Origin of the sequence: Brucella sp. MAB-22 (assembly GCF_025908475.1) — a bacterium.
Lineage (GTDB): Bacteria > Pseudomonadota > Alphaproteobacteria > Rhizobiales > Rhizobiaceae > Brucella > Brucella anthropi.
This window is the reverse complement of the sequence record NZ_CP109782.1, coordinates 1,537,948-1,553,759: the sequence shown is the minus strand read 5'-3', so window position 1 is coordinate 1,553,759 and position 15,812 is coordinate 1,537,948. Positions and strand designations below refer to the sequence as shown.

Here is a 15,812-nt window from a genome sequence, read left to right as displayed (position 1 = left end):
TCGATGCAGGGACAGAAAATTCCCGCAACAGTCATCACGGGTTTTCTCGGATCGGGCAAAACGACGATGATCCGCAACCTGTTGGAAAACGCCAATGGAAAACGCATTGCGTTGATCATCAATGAGTTCGGCGACCTCGGTGTCGATGGCGGTATTCTGAAAGGTTGCGGTATCGAGACTTGCCGCGAAGAAGATGTGATCGAACTCAACAATGGTTGCATCTGCTGCACCGTTGCCGATGATTTCATCCCGACCATGACCAAGCTTCTGGACCGCGCTGATCGCCCCGATCATATCGTGATCGAGACGTCCGGTCTGGCATTGCCGCAGCCGTTGGTCGCGGCTTTCAACTGGCCAGAAATCAAGACGCAGGTAACAGTCGACGGTGTAGTAACCGTGATCGACGCCGCAGCGGTGGCCGAGGGGCGTTTTGCCGATGACCACGACAAGGTGGATGCGCAGCGCGCAGCGGACGAATCTCTTGACCATGAAAGCCCCTTGGAGGAACTTTTTGAGGATCAGATTCATGCAGCCGATCTGATTGTTCTCAACAAAGCTGACCTGATCGACGCCTCAAGGCTGGATAGTGTGAAAGCCGATGTGGCCGAGCGTTCGCCTCGCCGCGTGAATATGGTTCCTGCGAGCTTTGGCAAGCTTGGAGCTGACGTTCTGCTCGGCCTCGGCGTTGGCACGGAAGACGACATCGCCAACCGCAAATCCCACCATGAAATCCATCATGCAGATGGACATGAGCACGATCATGACGAGTTCGAGAGCTTCGTGGTCGAAGCGGGCTCTGTGGCCGATCCCAAGCTGTTCACGGAAAAGCTGAAAGCGGTCATTGCGAAACACGATATTCTTCGTCTGAAGGGCTTTGTCGATGTGCCGGGCAAGCCGATGCGACTGGTCGTGCAGGCGGTTGGTCCGCGTATTGAGCATTATTTCGACCGTCCATGGGGCAAGGATGAAGCGCGCTCCACGCGACTGGTCGTGATCGGGTTGCATGATATCGATGAAGCAGCCATCGCCAAGGCCGTGAAAGACGCTGTCTGACCGATGCATCTTCTTCTTGCCCAGAAAGGAACAATCAGCGACGGCAATGAAGCCGTCGATCTCGGCCAGACGCCGGGAGAGATAGTGTTCTTTTCCGCTGCCGATACCGAACTGGCCAGTTTGGCGCAGGCGCACAGACTTGCGCCGGATTTGCCAAGCTTGCGGCTGGCCAATTTCCTGAGTCTCACCCATCCCATGTCGGTGGACGCTTATGTGGAGCGTACTGCCAGATATGCGAGCCTCATCGTGGTGCGCATCATTGGCGGCGAGACATACTGGCCTTACGGGTTGGAAGCGCTGCATGCTTGTGCACTCAATCACGGTATCAAGATTGCCGTATTGCCGGGAGACGACAAGCCGGATCATGGGCTGGACCGGTTTTCAACGATCTCTGCGCACGAGCGAAATGAACTCTGGCAGTATCTGATCGAGGGCGGGGCTGTGAATGCCGGTGCATTCCTTCACTACTGCGCTGCGCTGATAGCGGGTTCCGAGAAGCCGGAAAGTGCTGCACCTCTGCTCAAGGCTGGTCTGTGGTGGCCGGGAGAGCATGTCTCCTCGCTGGATAGTATTCGCACGCACTGGAGCGATGCAAAAGCACCTCTCGCTAGCATTATTTTCTATCGGGCGCTGGCGCAAAGCGGACAGACGCAGCCGGTCGATGCGCTGATTGCTGCTTTGCAGGCAAAAGGTCTCAATCCGCTTCCGATATTCGTTTCGAGCCTCAAGGATCGATTGTCTGCGGCAGTCGTCGACGGTCTGTTCGAGGATTGTCCGCCGGATATCGTTTTGAATGCCACGGGGTTTGCAATTTCTTCGCCGGGGGCGGAGCGCAAGCCGACTGTCCTCGATAAGCGCGGCAATGTGGTGTTGCAGGTGATTTTTTCCGGCACGCCGAAGGCGGTTTGGGAAAGCTCGCAGCAAGGTCTGCTTGCGCGTGATCTGGCGATGAATGTCGCCTTGCCGGAAGTGGACGGGCGTGTGCTTTCACGTGCCGTTTCCTTCAAGTCTGCAAAGCAGTTTGATGCGGCAGTGGAAGCGAATATCGTGACACACGAGCCGCATGAAAACCGCGTGGGCTTTGTGGCGCAACTTGCTGCAAACTGGGTTCGGTTGAAGCGAAAATCACCTGATGAAAGACGTGTTGCGCTTATCCTCGCGAATTATCCGAACCGTGACGGACGGCTTGGAAACGGGGTAGGTCTCGACACGCCTGCCGGGACGGTTGAAGTACTGCGCGCCATGGCGAAGAATGGCTATTCCGTCGCTGACCTTCCCGTAGACGGTGATGCATTGATGCGTGCCTTGACGGCAGGACCGACCAATGCTGCGCGTGACGGGCGTGAAATCCGTGACACGATTTCACTGAATCAATACAAGGCTTTCTTCAAAAAACTTCCCATTGCGATTCAGAAAGAAATCGAAGAGCGTTGGGGTGCGCCGGAAAACGATCCTTATTTTGCGCAGGAGCTTGCCGCTTTCGCATTGCCGTTGATGCGGCTGGGTGAAACCTTCGTGGGCATTCAGCCGGCACGCGGTTACAACATCGACCCGAAAGAGACATATCATTCACCTGATCTGGTGCCACCGCACGGCTATATTGCCTTCTACGCTTTTCTGCGTGAGGTCGCAGGCATCGATGCCATTGTGCACATGGGGAAGCACGGAAATCTGGAATGGCTGCCGGGGAAGGCTTTGGCGTTATCGGAAAATTGCTATCCCGAAGCTGTGTTCGGCCCCACGCCGCACATCTATCCTTTCATTGTGAATGATCCGGGCGAAGGCACGCAGGCCAAGCGTCGCGCCAGCGCGGTTATTATCGACCACCTGACGCCGCCGCTGACGCGCGCTGAAAGTTATGGGCCGTTGAAAGACCTTGAAGCGCTGGTGGACGAATATTACGAGGCCTCCGGCGTCGATCCGCGCCGCCTGCTCAGACTGAAAGGACAGATACTCGATCTCGTGCGCGACATCGGGCTTGATCGCGATGCGGGCATTCACGACCATGACGATGAGGACATGGCGCTGCAAAAGCTCGACGCCTATCTCTGTGATCTCAAGGAAATGCAGATACGTGACGGTCTGCATATTTTCGGGCTGGCGCCTGAAGGCAGGCTGCTGACGGATCTTCTGGTTGCGCTGGCACGTGTGCCACGCGGTGTTCCTGTTTCGCTCGGTGGTGCGCCGGGAGATCAAAGTCTCCAGCGTGCAATCGCTGCGGATTGCGGGCTTGGCGAAACATTCGATCCGCTGGACTGCAATATGGCAGAGGCGTGGACAGGTGCCAAACCGGAACTCCTGCTGGCTGCGAGCCCTGCAACATGGCGCATTGCGGGTGATACGGTGGAGCGTATCGAACTGCTGGCAGCCAGCTTTGTTGCAGGCGCGATAGAGTGCCCCGCAGACTGGCCGCAGACGCAGGCGGTTCTCCAATCCATTGAGGCGCATCTGCGCCCCATGGTGGTTTCCTGCGGGCCTTCGGAAATAGATGGATTTCTTGCCGCACTTGGCGGGCGGTTTGTGCCGCCGGGACCATCCGGCGCACCGACACGCGGCCGTCCCGATGTGCTGCCAACCGGTCGTAATTTCTTCTCTACTGATAGTCGCGCCGTTCCCACTCCGGCAGCATGGGAACTTGGACGCAAATCGGCGGAACTCCTGATCACCCGTTACACGCAAGATCATGGTGAATGGCCGACATCGTTCGGCCTGACCGCGTGGGGCACATCGAATATGCGCACCGGCGGTGATGATATTGCGCAGGCTTTGGCGCTGATCGGCGTCAAGCCGCTCTGGGATATGGCGTCACGCCGGGTGACTGGATACGAAATTATTCCGATTGCAAAGCTTGGTCGTCCACGTGTCGATGTGACATTGCGCATTTCCGGCTTCTTCCGCGACGCGTTTCCAGAACAGATTGCATTGTTCGACAAGGCCGTGCGTGCAGTAGGCGCTCTTGATGAGGATGCCGTGGACAATCCAATCGCAGCGCGTATGCGAATTGAACAGGTGCGTCTTGTTGCAGAAGGGTCAGACGAAAAGACTGCGGAGCGGCGTGCGGGCTATCGTGTCTTCGGGTCCAAACCCGGCGCTTATGGAGCAGGCCTGCAGGCCTTGATCGACGAGAACGGCTGGGCGGGACGCAACGATCTGGCGGAAGCCTGGCTTGTCTGGGGCGGTTACGCCTATGGCGCAGGCGAGGAAGGGCAGGCTGAGCGCGGCCTTCTCGAAGAACAGCTGCGTTCGGTTCAGGCTGTTGTGCAAAATCAGGACAATCGTGAGCACGACCTTCTCGATAGCGACGATTACTACCAGTTCGAAGGTGGGATGGCTGCGACCGTTGAAAGCTTGAGTGGCGCAATGCCTGCGGTTTATCACAACGACCATTCCCGCCCGGAAAAGCCGGTCATTCGTGCGCTGGAAGAAGAACTTTCGCGCGTCGTACGTGGTCGCGCGGCCAACCCCAAATGGATCGCAGGCGTCATGCGCCACGGCTATAAGGGCGCGGCAGAGATTGCGGCAACTGTCGACTATCTGTTCGCCTTCGCGGCGACCACCGGCAAGGTTGGGAACCATCATTTCGAGGCGGTCTATCAGGCTTATATCGCCGACAAGTCGGTGCATGATTTCATGGCCGAGAAAAACCCGGCAGCACTTGTCGAGACGGCAGCGAAACTCAACGATGCTATCTTGCGCGGCTTCTGGACGCCTCGCTCCAACTCTGCGCGGTTCGAGCTGGAAACATTGAGTTCAAATCTTCAAAAATTGAATCCGGAAAGGGCGGTAAATGGCTGAGAAATCGGAAAAACTTCTTTCGATGACGGAAGAGGAACTGAATGCACGCCATGCGGACAAGATGCGCAAGAAGAAAGCTGCCCGCGACAAGATTCAGGCGACAAAGACTGAAGAAAAAGGGTTGGTGATCGTCCATACCGGTAAAGGCAAGGGCAAGTCGACTGCCGGTTTCGGGATGGTTTTCCGTGCGCTGGGTCACGGAATGAAAATCGGCGTCGTGCAGTTCGTCAAAGGCTCGTGGGACACGGGTGAGCGCTGGGTGCTCGAAAAGTTCCCCGAACAGGTGACTATTTCAGCGCTAGGCGAAGGCTTTACCTGGGAGACTCAGGACCGGACGCGAGATATCGCCATGGCGCGTGGGGCATGGGAACAAGCCAAAGCCATGATATTGGATGAAAGCTACGATATGGTGCTTTGTGATGAGCTGAATATCGTGCTTCGCTACGATTATCTGCCGGTTGAGGAAGTGATCGAGGTTCTCGAAGCCAAGCCGGAGATGAAGCATGTCATCATTACCGGTCGCAATGCCAAGGACGAGCTGATTGAAGCGGCCGACCTCGTGACGGAGATGGAAATGATAAAGCATCCGTTCCGCTCTGGTGTGAAGGCACAGAAGGGTATTGAGTTTTGATGATTGCTAGCTGGCAATTCTGGGCACTGATGTCGGCGGTGTTTGCCGCATTGACCGCCATCTTCGCTAAGGTCGGTATTCAGGGCATCAATTCTGATTTCGCCACGCTCGTGCGCACGCTGGTCATCATTGGCGCGTTGTGCCTGTTCCTGACCGTTACCGGCCAATGGCAGAAACCCGGCGAGATTTCCGGAAAGTCGTGGCTGTTTCTGGTGCTTTCAGGTCTGGCGACCGGTGCTTCGTGGCTTGCCTATTTCCGGGCCTTGCAGATCGGGGATGCATCGCGCGTCGCGCCGATTGATAAATTGTCGGTTGTGCTGGTGGCACTGTTCGGTGCGGCATTCCTTGGCGAGCGCATGTCCACCCTCAACTGGTTTGGCATTCTGCTTATCGGCTGCGGCGTGGTGCTGGTCGCGCTTCGGATTTAGAGCGTATCCCGAAAAGTGTGAAACGGTTTTCGGAAAAGATGCGCGATTCAAAACAAATATTTAGAGCGCCGATCTGATCCAATCAGATCGAAATGCGCTCTAAAACCCAACCCACTGGCGCAGCGGATTGGTTCCGTCCATCAAAAGGCGAACTGCCAGCGCCAGGCTGACAACGATCAAAAGCGGTTTGATAATGCGTGAGCCGACCTTCATGGCGAGGCTTGCGCCGATCTGTGCGCCGATAAACTGGGCGACGCCCATACAGATACCGATCTTCCAGTTGATGACGCCGACAGCGGCAAAGGTTGCAAAGCCGCCGACATTGGACGCACAGTTGAGAAGCTTCGTGTGCGCGGTGGCTTTCAGCACACCGAAGCCGGCCAGCGCCACGAAAGCGAGCATGAAGAACGAACCGGTCCCGGGGCCGAAAAGGCCATCATAAAAACCGATCAGCGGAACGAGTGTTACGCCGAAAAGAAACGGGCCGATACGTCGCGCACGATCAACATCGCCAAGGCTCGGCTTGATGGCAAAATAGACCGCAATCGCGATGAGCAGGATCGGCAGGGCCGCGCGCATGATGTCGACAGGGAGAACCGTTGCCAGCAAAGCGCCGAATACCGAGCCGATGAGGGAAGCAAGCGCTTCTGGCCAGTGTTGTTTGATGTCCACGTGCCCTTTGCGGGCATAGGCGATGGTTGCCGATGACGAACCGAATAGCCCCTGCAGCTTGTTCGTGCCCAGCGCTTCAACGGGTGGAATTCCGGCCAGCAACAAGGCGGGGATTGTAATCATTCCGCCGCCGCCGGCGATTGAATCGATGATCCCGGCAATAAATGCCGCAGCCGTCAGGAGCAGGGTAAGCGTGTCAAAGAATTCAAGCATCGGGGGAGCCTAAAGGAGAGGTTGGCGCAACATAGAGCAGCCGTTCCGCGAATGCCAGTCGAACAAGGATAATCTGCGAAGAAAGCCAGTTCGTTGAGCGAGATTGTTTTCCGGCTCATCCGGCGTTATTCATTATACACTGACCGATAGCTTCGAGGGGTTCCATGAGCGAGAGCATCTTTGAGCGGATTACCGCTTTTCTCAGCAAGAAGAGCGCCGTGCAGCGCGTGGCCGATGATCCGGCGCTCGCATCTGAACTGCTTTTGCTGTTGCATGTGGTGTTTGCCGATGGCGACCAGCATCCTGCTGAAATAGCGGCGTTCAAGGAAATTGCCGAAAGGAATTTCGGCATTCCGCCGGAAGAGCTTCCGGAAGTGGCCGAGTATCTCAAGGATTTCGCCTACGAGACGACAACCAAGCAAGCTGCCAACATGCTGGCCGAGATGGCACCGGATCGCCGTTTGGCGCTGCTTAGTGACCTCGTAAAGATTGCCTGTTCCGATCACCGGCTTGACCGTTCCGAGGCAACGATGATCCAGCGCATTGCCGATACACTCGGCGTCAAGCCGGAAGAGCTGCACAAAGCACGCCAGTCGTCGCCCTGTGGGTTCTAAAAACTACAGCACAGTCCTCGGCATGGGCGGTTCGTCCGGCGTGACATTCGACGAGCTTTTGGCTTTGGCCGATCAGGTGTTGTTACAAGGCTGCCGTTCGCGGCCTGACGCTATCGCAACCTTGAGTACCAAGTGTGGCGAGCTCGTATGGAACGAGCTTGCAGCGCACTATGAATGTGCGCTTTGTTTCTTCGATGCCGAGCGGCTGGAAAAGGAAACTCCGCGTCTCGAAAACCCATCGGAGACTGTTTTCGAGACAATTGGATGTCATGGTGTCGCTGAAGCGGCTGCGCTTGCTGCCACCGGTCCGAATGGCTTTCTTGTGGTCGAAAAAACCGTATCAGGCCGGGCAACTGCCGCATTGGCTGTCGCCCGGTCCTGACTTCGGATTATGCGGCAATAGTCTTACGTCGCTGAATAATGTAGGCCACGAGCGTAGCGATCGAAAGCAGAGTTGCGGTCGCTGTGATGACGGCAACATAAGCACTCTCAAAAGCCGCCGATGCCAGTGCCGTCAGAGTTTGTGCATCTGCTGGCGGTAGGGATTGAGCTGCCAGAAGCGCTTCGTCCAGACTGTCGCGCACGATTGCGGGGATACCTGCACCTTCAGGAATCACAAGGCTTGCCGTGTAGAATACGGACAAAATGCTTCCGAAAACCGTGACACCGAGAGCATTGCCGAGTTCAAAGGAAACTTCTTCAACGGAAGCTGCCATGCCTGCCTTTTCAACCGGTGCATTGGTCATGATCGCCGACGATGCACCTGTCATGGCAGCTCCCACGCCGAAGCCGAGAATCGCAAGCCCGACCAGATAGAACGATGCCGAAGTCTTGTAAGTCAGAATGTAGACAATAACGCCGAGTGCTGTGATCCCCAGCGACGACCACAGAAGCTTGCCGGTACCAAGGCGCGGCAGCATGATGCCAGCGAGCGGCCCTGCAACGAAAGCGGCCAGAGGAATAGGCAAGATTGATAATCCGGCATGCAAGGGTGTCATGCCTTCGATCAGCTGCATGCGCTGGCTGAAGACGAGCTCCATCCCCGTCATTGAACCGGACGCCACCAGAGCTGCGAAAACACCCATCGAAAACAGCTTGTTGTTGAACAGAGAAAAGTCGATCAGCGGTGCTTCGCTTGCGAGCTGCCTGCGCACGAAGATGAATGATGCGACCAACCCGATTGCAAGCGCGGCTGTAAATACAGTCATGGACGCATCGCGCTTTGCGAGTTCCTTCACGGCATAGGTGAGTGCAATCAATCCAACCATAATCTGGATCGAACCGATCAAATCCCATTTGCGCTTGGAGCCGAGCGGACGGTTTTCAAGTGTGAAGACGGAGAGTGACAGTGCAACCAGTACGACGGGTACGTTGATAAGGAAGACCGATCCCCACCAGAAATATTCCAGCAGAACGCCGCCTGCCACAGGGCCGATGGCGGCGCCGCCTGATGCAATAGCCGCCCAGATGCCGATTGCAAGCGAGCGTTCCTTGTCATCGGTGAACGTCAACCGAATGATGGAGAGCGTTGCGGGCATCATCATGGCTGCGCCGCAAGCGAGAAATGCGCGAGCGGCAATAAGGAATTCCGGGTTTGGCGAGTAGGCCGCGCAGAATGAGGCAAGCCCGAAGACTGCGAGTCCAGACATGAACATGCGCTTGTGGCCGACCTTGTCGCCAAGCGTGCCGAGGCCGGGCAGGAGCCCTGCAACGACGAGCGGATAGATGTTCATGATCCAGAGCTTTTCGGAAGCGCTGGCCGCGAGATCGTGGGTGAGGCGGGGTAGCGCCGTATAAAGCACCGTCATGTCCACGACGATCAGAAACAATGCGCTGGAAACAATGGTCAGAACCAGCCAGCGATTTTTCGGCAACATTGGATAGTACCTTTTCAATACGCTTGTATTCAAACTTGCGAGGAGGGCTCACTTAATATAAATCCGTCTGTATGGAAAGTGAAAATTTGCACAAAATAGGCAGGCCGCGCTCAATCGACCGTGACCATGTGCTCGATATGGCTGAAAAGCTCGTCGCCGAAGGTGGGCTGGTCGCCCTCACCATGGATGCCGTCGCACAGGCTTCTGGTGTGACCAAAGGGGGCGTTCAGTATTGCTTCGGCAATAAGGACGGGCTTTTGAAAGCGATGATCGGGCGGTGGGGCGATCGTTTCGACGCACAGGTCGACAAGAAAAAGCAAGGCCGCATGGACGCGCTTTCTCATATCGCCGCCCATATTCGCGTGACCCGCGAAAGCGATGCCGAAGACGACTCGCGCTTTGCGGCCATGATGACCAGTCTCATTCCTAACACCGAACATCTGGATGAAACCCGTCTCTGGTATCGCAAGCAATGGGATGGGCTTGACGTCTCCACACCGGAAGGGCGCAGGACTCGGCTGGCCTTCATAGCCAATGAAGGTGCATTCCTGTTGCGCAGCTTCAATTTCTTCGAACTGACGGATGAGGAATGGCAGTCGATCTTCAACGATATCGAAGAGCTTTTGCCGGAAACGGATTGACTTTCGACATCACGGAAAGTCATGTCCGCAGTTCAGGAAGGGGAAATCGTGACTGTTCATTTCATTGGAGCCGGCCCCGGCGCGGCGGACCTTATCACCGTGCGCGGTCTGCGCCTCATCGAGCAATGTCCTGTCTGCATCTATGCGGGCTCGCTGGTGCCGAAGGAGGTTGTTGCCGGAGCACCGAAGGATGTGCGTCTGGTCGACAGTTCATCGCTAACGCTGGACGAGATTATCGCTGAGATGGAAGCAGCACATGCGCAAGGCCTCGACGTTGCGCGAGTGCATTCGGGCGACCCGTCGATTTATGGCGCTATGGCCGAACAGATGCGTCGGCTGGACAGTCTAGGCATTCCATATGATGTGACGCCGGGGGTGCCAGCTTTTGCAGCCGCTGCCGCTGCCATGAAGCAGGAACTGACCATTCCCGAGGTCAATCAGACAATCATCCTGACCCGTACCTCGATGAAATCGTCTGCTATGCCTGAAGGCGAAGACCTTGCCACACTCGGGCGGTCGGGTGCGACGCTGGTGATCCATCTTTCCATCCGGAACCTCAACAAAATCGAGGCCGAGCTGACACCTCTTTACGGTGCTGATTGTCCGGTGGTTGTCGCCTATCGCGTTGGATGGCCTGATGAACAAATTCTACGCGGTACGCTGTCAGATATAGCGGAGAAGGTGGCTGCATCCGGGTTGAAACGTACGGCAATGATTTTTGTCGGGCGCGGACTGGACCCTAAAAGCTTTCGCGATTCAGCGCTTTACCATGAAGCGCACAGCCACGCGGCGCGTTCAAAAACCTAGTGCTTTGCGGGCGAATATGATTGCCTCTTCTGGCGAGGTGACAACGTTTCTGGCCGCGACCGGTGGCCGAGAAATCATCATGACCGGAAGTCCCAGTGCACGGGCAGCCTCGATTTTTGCATAGGAAATGGTGCCGCCCGAATTGCGGCTGACGATCAGCCCGATCCTGCGGCCTTCCAGAAAACGCTTCTCCGCAGCGTAATCGCCGGGTCTCGCCAGAACGATTTCGCAATCCTGTGGTAGTGCCACATCCGGTGGATCGATCATGCGGATGACGAAATGAGCATCGGCACGCTTCGCAAAAGGGGCGATATGCTGGCGACCGAGCGCCAGAAACACACGCTCGCCGGATGGGATGGCGTTCGCGGCTTCGGCTTCGTCGGAAATATCAATCCAATGATCTCCCGGCTTTTCCTCCCAGGCGGGGCGCTCCAGCCTCACCAACGGTATGCTGCGCTTGCCTGCCGCCTGCATTGCATTTTGCGAGATGCGTGCGGCATAGGGATGGGTCGCATCAATGATGAGGTCTATCCGTTCTTCGTCGAGATAGGCAGCAAGCCCATCAACACCTCCGAAGCCACCGCTTCGAACCGTTCCGGTCAGTTTGGCTGGATTGCTGGTACGCCCGGCAAGCGAGGTAATGGCATTGACGGGCAGCCCTGCGAAGGCCGTTGCAAGTGCCGCAGCCTCGGTCGTTCCGCCGAGAATGAGTATCTTGGGGTCAGACGCGCGCAAGGATATTCCCACTGCGATCAGTTACGATAATCTCGACCGCGACCGGCGCGCCGCGAAGGGTTTCGAGCGCGGTTTCCTTCGCCTTGAGCGCAATTGGCGTGGCCATGTCGAGGCCGATTGATTGAGTCAGTTCAAGTACTTCCAGCGCAGTGTTCGCAAAGAGAATCTGATCCTTCATGCTTTCCGGCGCGCCAGCCTTTTCGGCGAGGGTCCAAAGGAAACTCTTGTCCACTTGCGACCGTGAAGAATGGAGGTCGAGCGCACCTTGCGCAAGCTTCGTCAGCTTGGCGAAACCGCCTGCGATCGTAAGTTTGTCGATAGGGTGCTCGCGCAGATATTTGAGCACACCGCCAGCGAAATCGCCCATGTCGAGAATGGCAAAATCGGGCAGATCATAGAGCGCCTGCGCGGCATCCTCGGACGTCGAACCGGTCGCGCCGAGGACATGTTTCTGCCCGGCTGCGCGTGCAACGTCGATGCCGCGATGGATCGAATGAATCCAGGCCGAGCAGGAAAACGGATGAACCACACCCGTGGTGCCGAGAATGGAAATGCCACCGACGATACCGAGACGCGGGTTCCATGTCTTTTTGGCAATCTCTTCGCCGCCGGGCACTGATATCGTAATGACGATATCCGCGGGCAGGCCGTATTCGGCGCAAATCTGCTCGCAGATTTCGGTCATCATGCGGCGCGGGACCGGATTAATAGCTGCTTCGCCCGGAGGGATTTGAAGGCCAGGTCGCGTAACTGTGCCAACGCCTTCACCTGCACGAAAGACGACGCCGGTTCCGGGTGGGGCCGGGAATACGGTCGAGATGATCGTGGCACCATGGGTCACGTCAGGATCGTCGCCTGCATCCTTGACGATGCCTGCCATCGCATAGCCATCGCCCAGCCCTTCATAGGCGAGCTGGAAATAGGGTACTTCCCCCTTGGGCAGAATTATACCGACGGGATCAGGAAATTCACCGGTAATAAGCGCCGTCAATGCCGCCTTGGTGGCAGCGGTTGCGCAGGCGCCCGTGGTCCAGCCGCGGCGGAGCTCGGCTTTTTCCTGACTTTTATTCGTTGGAGCGGTTTCGTCATTCATGGACGCCTTATAATGTATCTGATAGCTGTGCCGCCAGATAGAATAGTGGTTGATGAAAATGAACAAGGCTGAAGAAACGGCTGCATGTGTCATTGCGAGGAGCAAAGTGACCTTGCCTGCGATGGAGCCCGGCCATGTCTGGCTCGTTGGGGGCGGGCCGGGCGATCCCGGTCTTTTGACGCTTCACGCTGTCAACGCCCTGCAACAGGCGGATTTCATCGTTTACGACGCGCTGGTGGATGATGCCTGCCTGTCTCTCAAGAATGCAGATGCTGTTCTGGAATATGCAGGCAAGCGCGGCGGCAAGCCTTCGCCGAAGCAGCGTGATATATCCCTGCGGCTTGTTGAACTTGCGAAACAGGGCAAGAAGGTGCTTCGCCTGAAAGGCGGCGATCCGTTTGTTTTCGGACGGGGAGCAGAAGAGGCGCTGACCTTGGTGGAACACGGTGTTCCGTTCCGCATCGTTCCCGGAGTGACCGCAGGAATCGGCGGCCTTGCCTATGCAGGCATTGCAGCCACCCATCGCGATATCAATCAATCGGTGACCTTTCTGACCGGTCACGATGCCAGCGGCTCGATGCCTGACGGAATCAACTGGACTGGGATCGCCAAGTCTGCGCCGGTTATCGTCATGTATATGGCGATGAAACATATAGACCTTATCGCCGGGCGGCTGATCGAGGCCGGGCGTTCGCCGGATGAGCCTGTCGCCTTCGTGTGTAATGCAAGCCTCCCCAACCAGACCGTACTTGAAACGACATTGGCGCGGGCTGCAAAAGATGTTGAAGCGGCGGGGCTGAACCCGCCTGCAATTGTGGTCGTAGGTGAAGTGGTTCGTCTGCGTGCCGGGCTGGACTGGATGGGGGCGTTGAACGGCAAAGCCCTGTCCAGCGATCCGCTTGCCAGACGAAATCAAAATGAGGGAGTGCGAAGCGCATGAAGGGGTTCATGATAGCAGCGCCGGCTTCCGGGTCTGGCAAGACAACGGTAACGCTGGGTTTGCTGCGCGCCCTGAAACGGCGGGGAGAAGCGCTTGCGCCGGTCAAGGCCGGTCCCGACTATATCGACCCCGCCTACCACAAGGCTGCAAGCGGGGTGGATTGCTTCAATCTGGACCCTTGGGCGATGCGCCCTGAACTTATCAGTGCACTGTCCTCCCGCATGACGGAAAGTGGTGCCAAGCTATTGGTTGCCGAGGGCATGATGGGGCTCTTTGACGGAGCGATGGACGGCAAAGGTTCATCTGCCGATCTTGCCCGGCTTCTCGATCTGCCGGTGGTGCTGGTGGTGGATTGTGCCCGGCAATCACATTCCATTGCCGCTCTTGTCTGGGGTTTCAGCCAGTTTCGCAAGGATGTGCTGATTGCGGGCATCATCCTCAATCGCGTTGGCAGCTCCCGGCATGAGGCTATGTTACGCGGCGCATTGGAGCCGCTCCGTATTCCGGTTCTTGGTGCATTGCCCCGCGATACTGCTCTTTCCTTGCCGGAAAGGCACCTGGGGCTGGTGCAGGCGGGCGAGCACTCTGATCTTGAGAGCTTTCTCGAACACGCTGCAGATGCAATGAAAACGCATATCGATCTCGATGCGTTGCAAACGATCTGGTCGCGACCGAAGCGCTTCGATGCGATGGCCAATGTGCCGCGCTTGAAGCCGCTGGGCAACCACATTGCCGTTGCCCACGATGACGCATTTGCCTTTGCCTATGCGCATTTGTTTGAAGGCTGGCGCAGGCGAGGGGTGGAGATTTCATTCTTCTCACCGCTCGACGATGAGTCTCCGAGACAGGATGCCGATGCAATCTATCTGCCGGGCGGCTATCCTGAATTGCATGCAGGGCGTTTGGCGCAGGCAGGACGTTTTGAGGCGGGCATGCGCGAAGCTGCAGCCCGTGGGGTAACAGTTTACGGCGAATGTGGCGGCTACATGGTTCTCGGCGAAAGCTTGCAGGATGCAGAGGGTGTCATACACCCGATGCTGGATCTTCTGCCGCTAGAAACGAGCTTTGCAAAAAGAAAGCTGCATCTCGGCTACCGCATGCTGGAACCGCTTGCAGGTGCGCCTTGGACCGAGACATTGAAGGCGCATGAGTTTCACTATGCCAGCATCGTGCGTGAAGGAAAGGCTGATCGTCTTTTCCGTGTGCGTGATGCTGTCGGCGACGATGTTGGCGAGGCAGGCCTGAGAGTCGGCTCCGTTTCAGGCTCGTTCATGCATGTCATCGATTTTTGCGGAGAGAAAGCTTGAGTGCAGAAATCGAGCATGGCGGCGCGCTCGACAAGGCCGTCGCGCGTTTTGGTGGCAGGCCGCAAGACTGGCTCGACCTTTCGACGGGCATCAATCCAGAGCATTTTCCGCTTCCCGAACTGACACCTGAAATCTGGAACCGTCTGCCTGATGAAGGATTGTTACAGGAAACGTTGCGACTGGCCCGCAGCTATTATCGGCTGAACGAGAAAGCACCGATCGTTGCAGCGCCGGGCACGCAGGCTTTGATCCAGCTCGTTCCAACGCTGATCGCGCCGTCGACGGTAGCCATCCTCGGACCGACCTATCAGGAACACGCTGCTTCGTTCGCCGCTTCCGGCTGGAAGGTTGTGCAATGTGTGACGCTTGATGAAATTCCGAATGAGGCAACAGCGGCAGTCATCGTTAATCCGAACAATCCCGATGGTCGCGTGATTTCGAAAGAGGCTCTCCTGCAACTTGCACAGAAACTCGGTGCTCGCGGCGGGTTTCTGGCTGTTGATGAGGCGTTCGCCGACGCGCATGAGGCTGTCAGCATTGCGGCAAATGCGGAAGATGCACCGATGATCGTGCTGAAATCCTTCGGCAAGTTTTTCGGGCTTGCTGGCGTTCGTCTGGGCTTTGCAATTACAGGCGGTCGTCTTGTTGAAGCGTTGGAGCGGCGGCTTGGACCATGGGCGGTTTCTGGCCCGGCACTGGCAATCGCCAATCATGCTTTCAGCGATGCCGGAACGCTTGCGGATTATCGCGCCCGTGTTGATCTGCGGCGGGCGGAGTTGTCGGCTGTTCTGGACAAAAGCGGTCTGAAGGAAATTGGCGGCACGGCGTTATTTTCTCTCGTCGAACACGTGGATGCAATCGGGATTTACACCAGATTGTGCGAGAGACATATTCTGATCCGGAAATTCGATTACGCCCCGCGCTGGTTGCGCATTGGTTTGCCTTTGGATGATGTGGCGCTTGCGCGGTTCGAAAAGGCGTTGAAATTTTGATTCAGTTTTTCTGG

15 protein-coding genes are annotated in these 15,812 nt (G+C 56.9%); 11 read left to right on the top strand and 4 right to left on the bottom strand.

Annotation, left to right across the window (positions count from 1 at the left end):
- Nucleotides 1-3: 3 nt before the first annotated feature.
- From cobW to OHI65_RS17075, 4 genes are read left to right on the top strand one after another with little or no spacing between them, the layout of a single operon-like run.
- Complete coding sequence (gene cobW / locus OHI65_RS17090) at nucleotides 4-1,053, top strand: cobalamin biosynthesis protein CobW (RefSeq protein ID WP_125300145.1); 1,050 nt, start codon at nucleotides 4-6, stop codon at nucleotides 1,051-1,053.
- Between the two features lie 3 nt (nucleotides 1,054-1,056).
- On the top strand, nucleotides 1,057-4,848 hold the full coding sequence (gene cobN / locus OHI65_RS17085) for a cobaltochelatase subunit CobN (protein WP_125300146.1): 3,792 nt from the start codon (nucleotides 1,057-1,059) through the stop codon (nucleotides 4,846-4,848).
- Nucleotides 4,841-5,479, top strand: coding sequence for a cob(I)yrinic acid a,c-diamide adenosyltransferase (gene cobO / locus OHI65_RS17080; protein ID WP_010659839.1), 639 nt, complete (start codon nucleotides 4,841-4,843; stop codon nucleotides 5,477-5,479). Before cobN ends, cobO begins: the two co-directional genes overlap by 8 nt.
- Nucleotides 5,479-5,907: an EamA family transporter gene (locus OHI65_RS17075; protein WP_012091859.1), complete on the top strand. Its 429-nt coding sequence runs from the start codon at nucleotides 5,479-5,481 to the stop codon at nucleotides 5,905-5,907. The genes cobO and OHI65_RS17075 overlap by 1 nt, the downstream gene beginning before the upstream one ends.
- A gap of 99 nt (nucleotides 5,908-6,006) precedes the next feature.
- Here the strand turns inward: OHI65_RS17075 and OHI65_RS17070 are convergent, their stop codons facing one another.
- Nucleotides 6,007-6,792: a TSUP family transporter gene (locus OHI65_RS17070; RefSeq protein ID WP_125300148.1), complete on the bottom strand. Its 786-nt coding sequence runs from the start codon at nucleotides 6,790-6,792 to the stop codon at nucleotides 6,007-6,009.
- Between the two features lie 164 nt (nucleotides 6,793-6,956).
- Between OHI65_RS17070 and OHI65_RS17065 the strand changes: the two genes are divergently transcribed.
- Both OHI65_RS17065 and OHI65_RS17060 read left to right on the top strand, forming a co-directional pair.
- Nucleotides 6,957-7,406, top strand: coding sequence for a TerB family tellurite resistance protein (locus tag OHI65_RS17065; protein ID WP_010659842.1), 450 nt, complete (start codon nucleotides 6,957-6,959; stop codon nucleotides 7,404-7,406).
- Nucleotides 7,407-7,428: 22 nt separating this feature from the next.
- Nucleotides 7,429-7,788: a cobalamin biosynthesis protein gene (locus tag OHI65_RS17060; RefSeq protein ID WP_264359174.1), complete on the top strand. Its 360-nt coding sequence runs from the start codon at nucleotides 7,429-7,431 to the stop codon at nucleotides 7,786-7,788.
- A 7-nt stretch (nucleotides 7,789-7,795) separates the two neighbouring features.
- Here the strand turns inward: OHI65_RS17060 and OHI65_RS17055 are convergent, their stop codons facing one another.
- Complete coding sequence (locus tag OHI65_RS17055; RefSeq protein ID WP_125300150.1) at nucleotides 7,796-9,283, bottom strand: MFS transporter; 1,488 nt, start codon at nucleotides 9,281-9,283, stop codon at nucleotides 7,796-7,798.
- An 86-nt stretch (nucleotides 9,284-9,369) separates the two neighbouring features.
- Between OHI65_RS17055 and OHI65_RS17050 the strand changes: the two genes are divergently transcribed.
- Both OHI65_RS17050 and cobM read left to right on the top strand, forming a co-directional pair.
- Nucleotides 9,370-9,924, top strand: coding sequence for a TetR/AcrR family transcriptional regulator (locus OHI65_RS17050; RefSeq protein WP_010659845.1), 555 nt, complete (start codon nucleotides 9,370-9,372; stop codon nucleotides 9,922-9,924).
- A 48-nt stretch (nucleotides 9,925-9,972) separates the two neighbouring features.
- Entirely contained in the window at nucleotides 9,973-10,731 is a 759-nt protein-coding gene (cobM, locus tag OHI65_RS17045; protein WP_125300384.1) for a precorrin-4 C(11)-methyltransferase, read from the top strand.
- Here cobM and OHI65_RS17040 read toward each other — a convergent pair.
- Nucleotides 10,720-11,466 (bottom strand): cobalt-precorrin-6A reductase, encoded by a 747-nt coding sequence (locus OHI65_RS17040; protein WP_012091865.1) that lies wholly within the window; start codon nucleotides 11,464-11,466, stop codon nucleotides 10,720-10,722. The two genes, cobM and OHI65_RS17040, sit on opposite strands and share 12 nt — an antisense overlap.
- Nucleotides 11,453-12,559, bottom strand: coding sequence for a cobalt-precorrin-5B (C(1))-methyltransferase (locus OHI65_RS17035; protein ID WP_012091866.1), 1,107 nt, complete (start codon nucleotides 12,557-12,559; stop codon nucleotides 11,453-11,455). The genes OHI65_RS17040 and OHI65_RS17035 overlap by 14 nt, the downstream gene beginning before the upstream one ends.
- A 58-nt stretch (nucleotides 12,560-12,617) precedes the next feature.
- On the opposite strand from OHI65_RS17035, the gene cobA reads away from it, so the two are divergent.
- From cobA to cobD, 3 genes are read left to right on the top strand one after another with little or no spacing between them, the layout of a single operon-like run.
- Nucleotides 12,618-13,499 carry a uroporphyrinogen-III C-methyltransferase gene (gene cobA / locus OHI65_RS17030; RefSeq protein WP_125300152.1) on the top strand — a complete coding sequence of 294 codons (882 nt, stop codon included), beginning with the start codon at nucleotides 12,618-12,620 and terminating at the stop codon, nucleotides 13,497-13,499.
- Nucleotides 13,496-14,806: a cobyrinate a,c-diamide synthase gene (locus OHI65_RS17025; protein ID WP_125300153.1), complete on the top strand. Its 1,311-nt coding sequence runs from the start codon at nucleotides 13,496-13,498 to the stop codon at nucleotides 14,804-14,806. Before cobA ends, OHI65_RS17025 begins: the two co-directional genes overlap by 4 nt.
- Entirely contained in the window at nucleotides 14,803-15,798 is a 996-nt protein-coding gene (cobD, locus tag OHI65_RS17020; protein WP_125300154.1) for a threonine-phosphate decarboxylase CobD, read from the top strand. The genes OHI65_RS17025 and cobD overlap by 4 nt, the downstream gene beginning before the upstream one ends.
- Nucleotides 15,799-15,812 lie beyond the last annotated feature (14 nt).

What these genes read in the sequence shown, in the direction of transcription:
- OHI65_RS17025 (WP_125300153.1), top strand. Translation starts at nt 13,496, where the DNA reads ATGAAGGGGTTCATGATAGCAGCGCCGGCTTCCGGGTCTGGCAAGACA.
- OHI65_RS17055 (WP_125300150.1), bottom strand. Translation starts at nt 9,283, where the DNA reads ATGTTGCCGAAAAATCGCTGGCTGGTTCTGACCATTGTTTCCAGCGCA.
- cobO (WP_010659839.1), top strand. Translation starts at nt 4,841, where the DNA reads ATGGCTGAGAAATCGGAAAAACTTCTTTCGATGACGGAAGAGGAACTG.
- OHI65_RS17065 (WP_010659842.1), top strand. Translation starts at nt 6,957, where the DNA reads ATGAGCGAGAGCATCTTTGAGCGGATTACCGCTTTTCTCAGCAAGAAG.
- OHI65_RS17070 (WP_125300148.1), bottom strand. Translation starts at nt 6,792, where the DNA reads ATGCTTGAATTCTTTGACACGCTTACCCTGCTCCTGACGGCTGCGGCA.
- OHI65_RS17075 (WP_012091859.1), top strand. Translation starts at nt 5,479, where the DNA reads ATGATTGCTAGCTGGCAATTCTGGGCACTGATGTCGGCGGTGTTTGCC.
- cobN (WP_125300146.1), top strand. Translation starts at nt 1,057, where the DNA reads ATGCATCTTCTTCTTGCCCAGAAAGGAACAATCAGCGACGGCAATGAA.
- cobA (WP_125300152.1), top strand. Translation starts at nt 12,618, where the DNA reads ATGAACAAGGCTGAAGAAACGGCTGCATGTGTCATTGCGAGGAGCAAA.
- OHI65_RS17060 (WP_264359174.1), top strand. Translation starts at nt 7,429, where the DNA reads ATGGGCGGTTCGTCCGGCGTGACATTCGACGAGCTTTTGGCTTTGGCC.
- OHI65_RS17035 (WP_012091866.1), bottom strand. Translation starts at nt 12,559, where the DNA reads ATGAATGACGAAACCGCTCCAACGAATAAAAGTCAGGAAAAAGCCGAG.
- cobW (WP_125300145.1), top strand. Translation starts at nt 4, where the DNA reads ATGCAGGGACAGAAAATTCCCGCAACAGTCATCACGGGTTTTCTCGGA.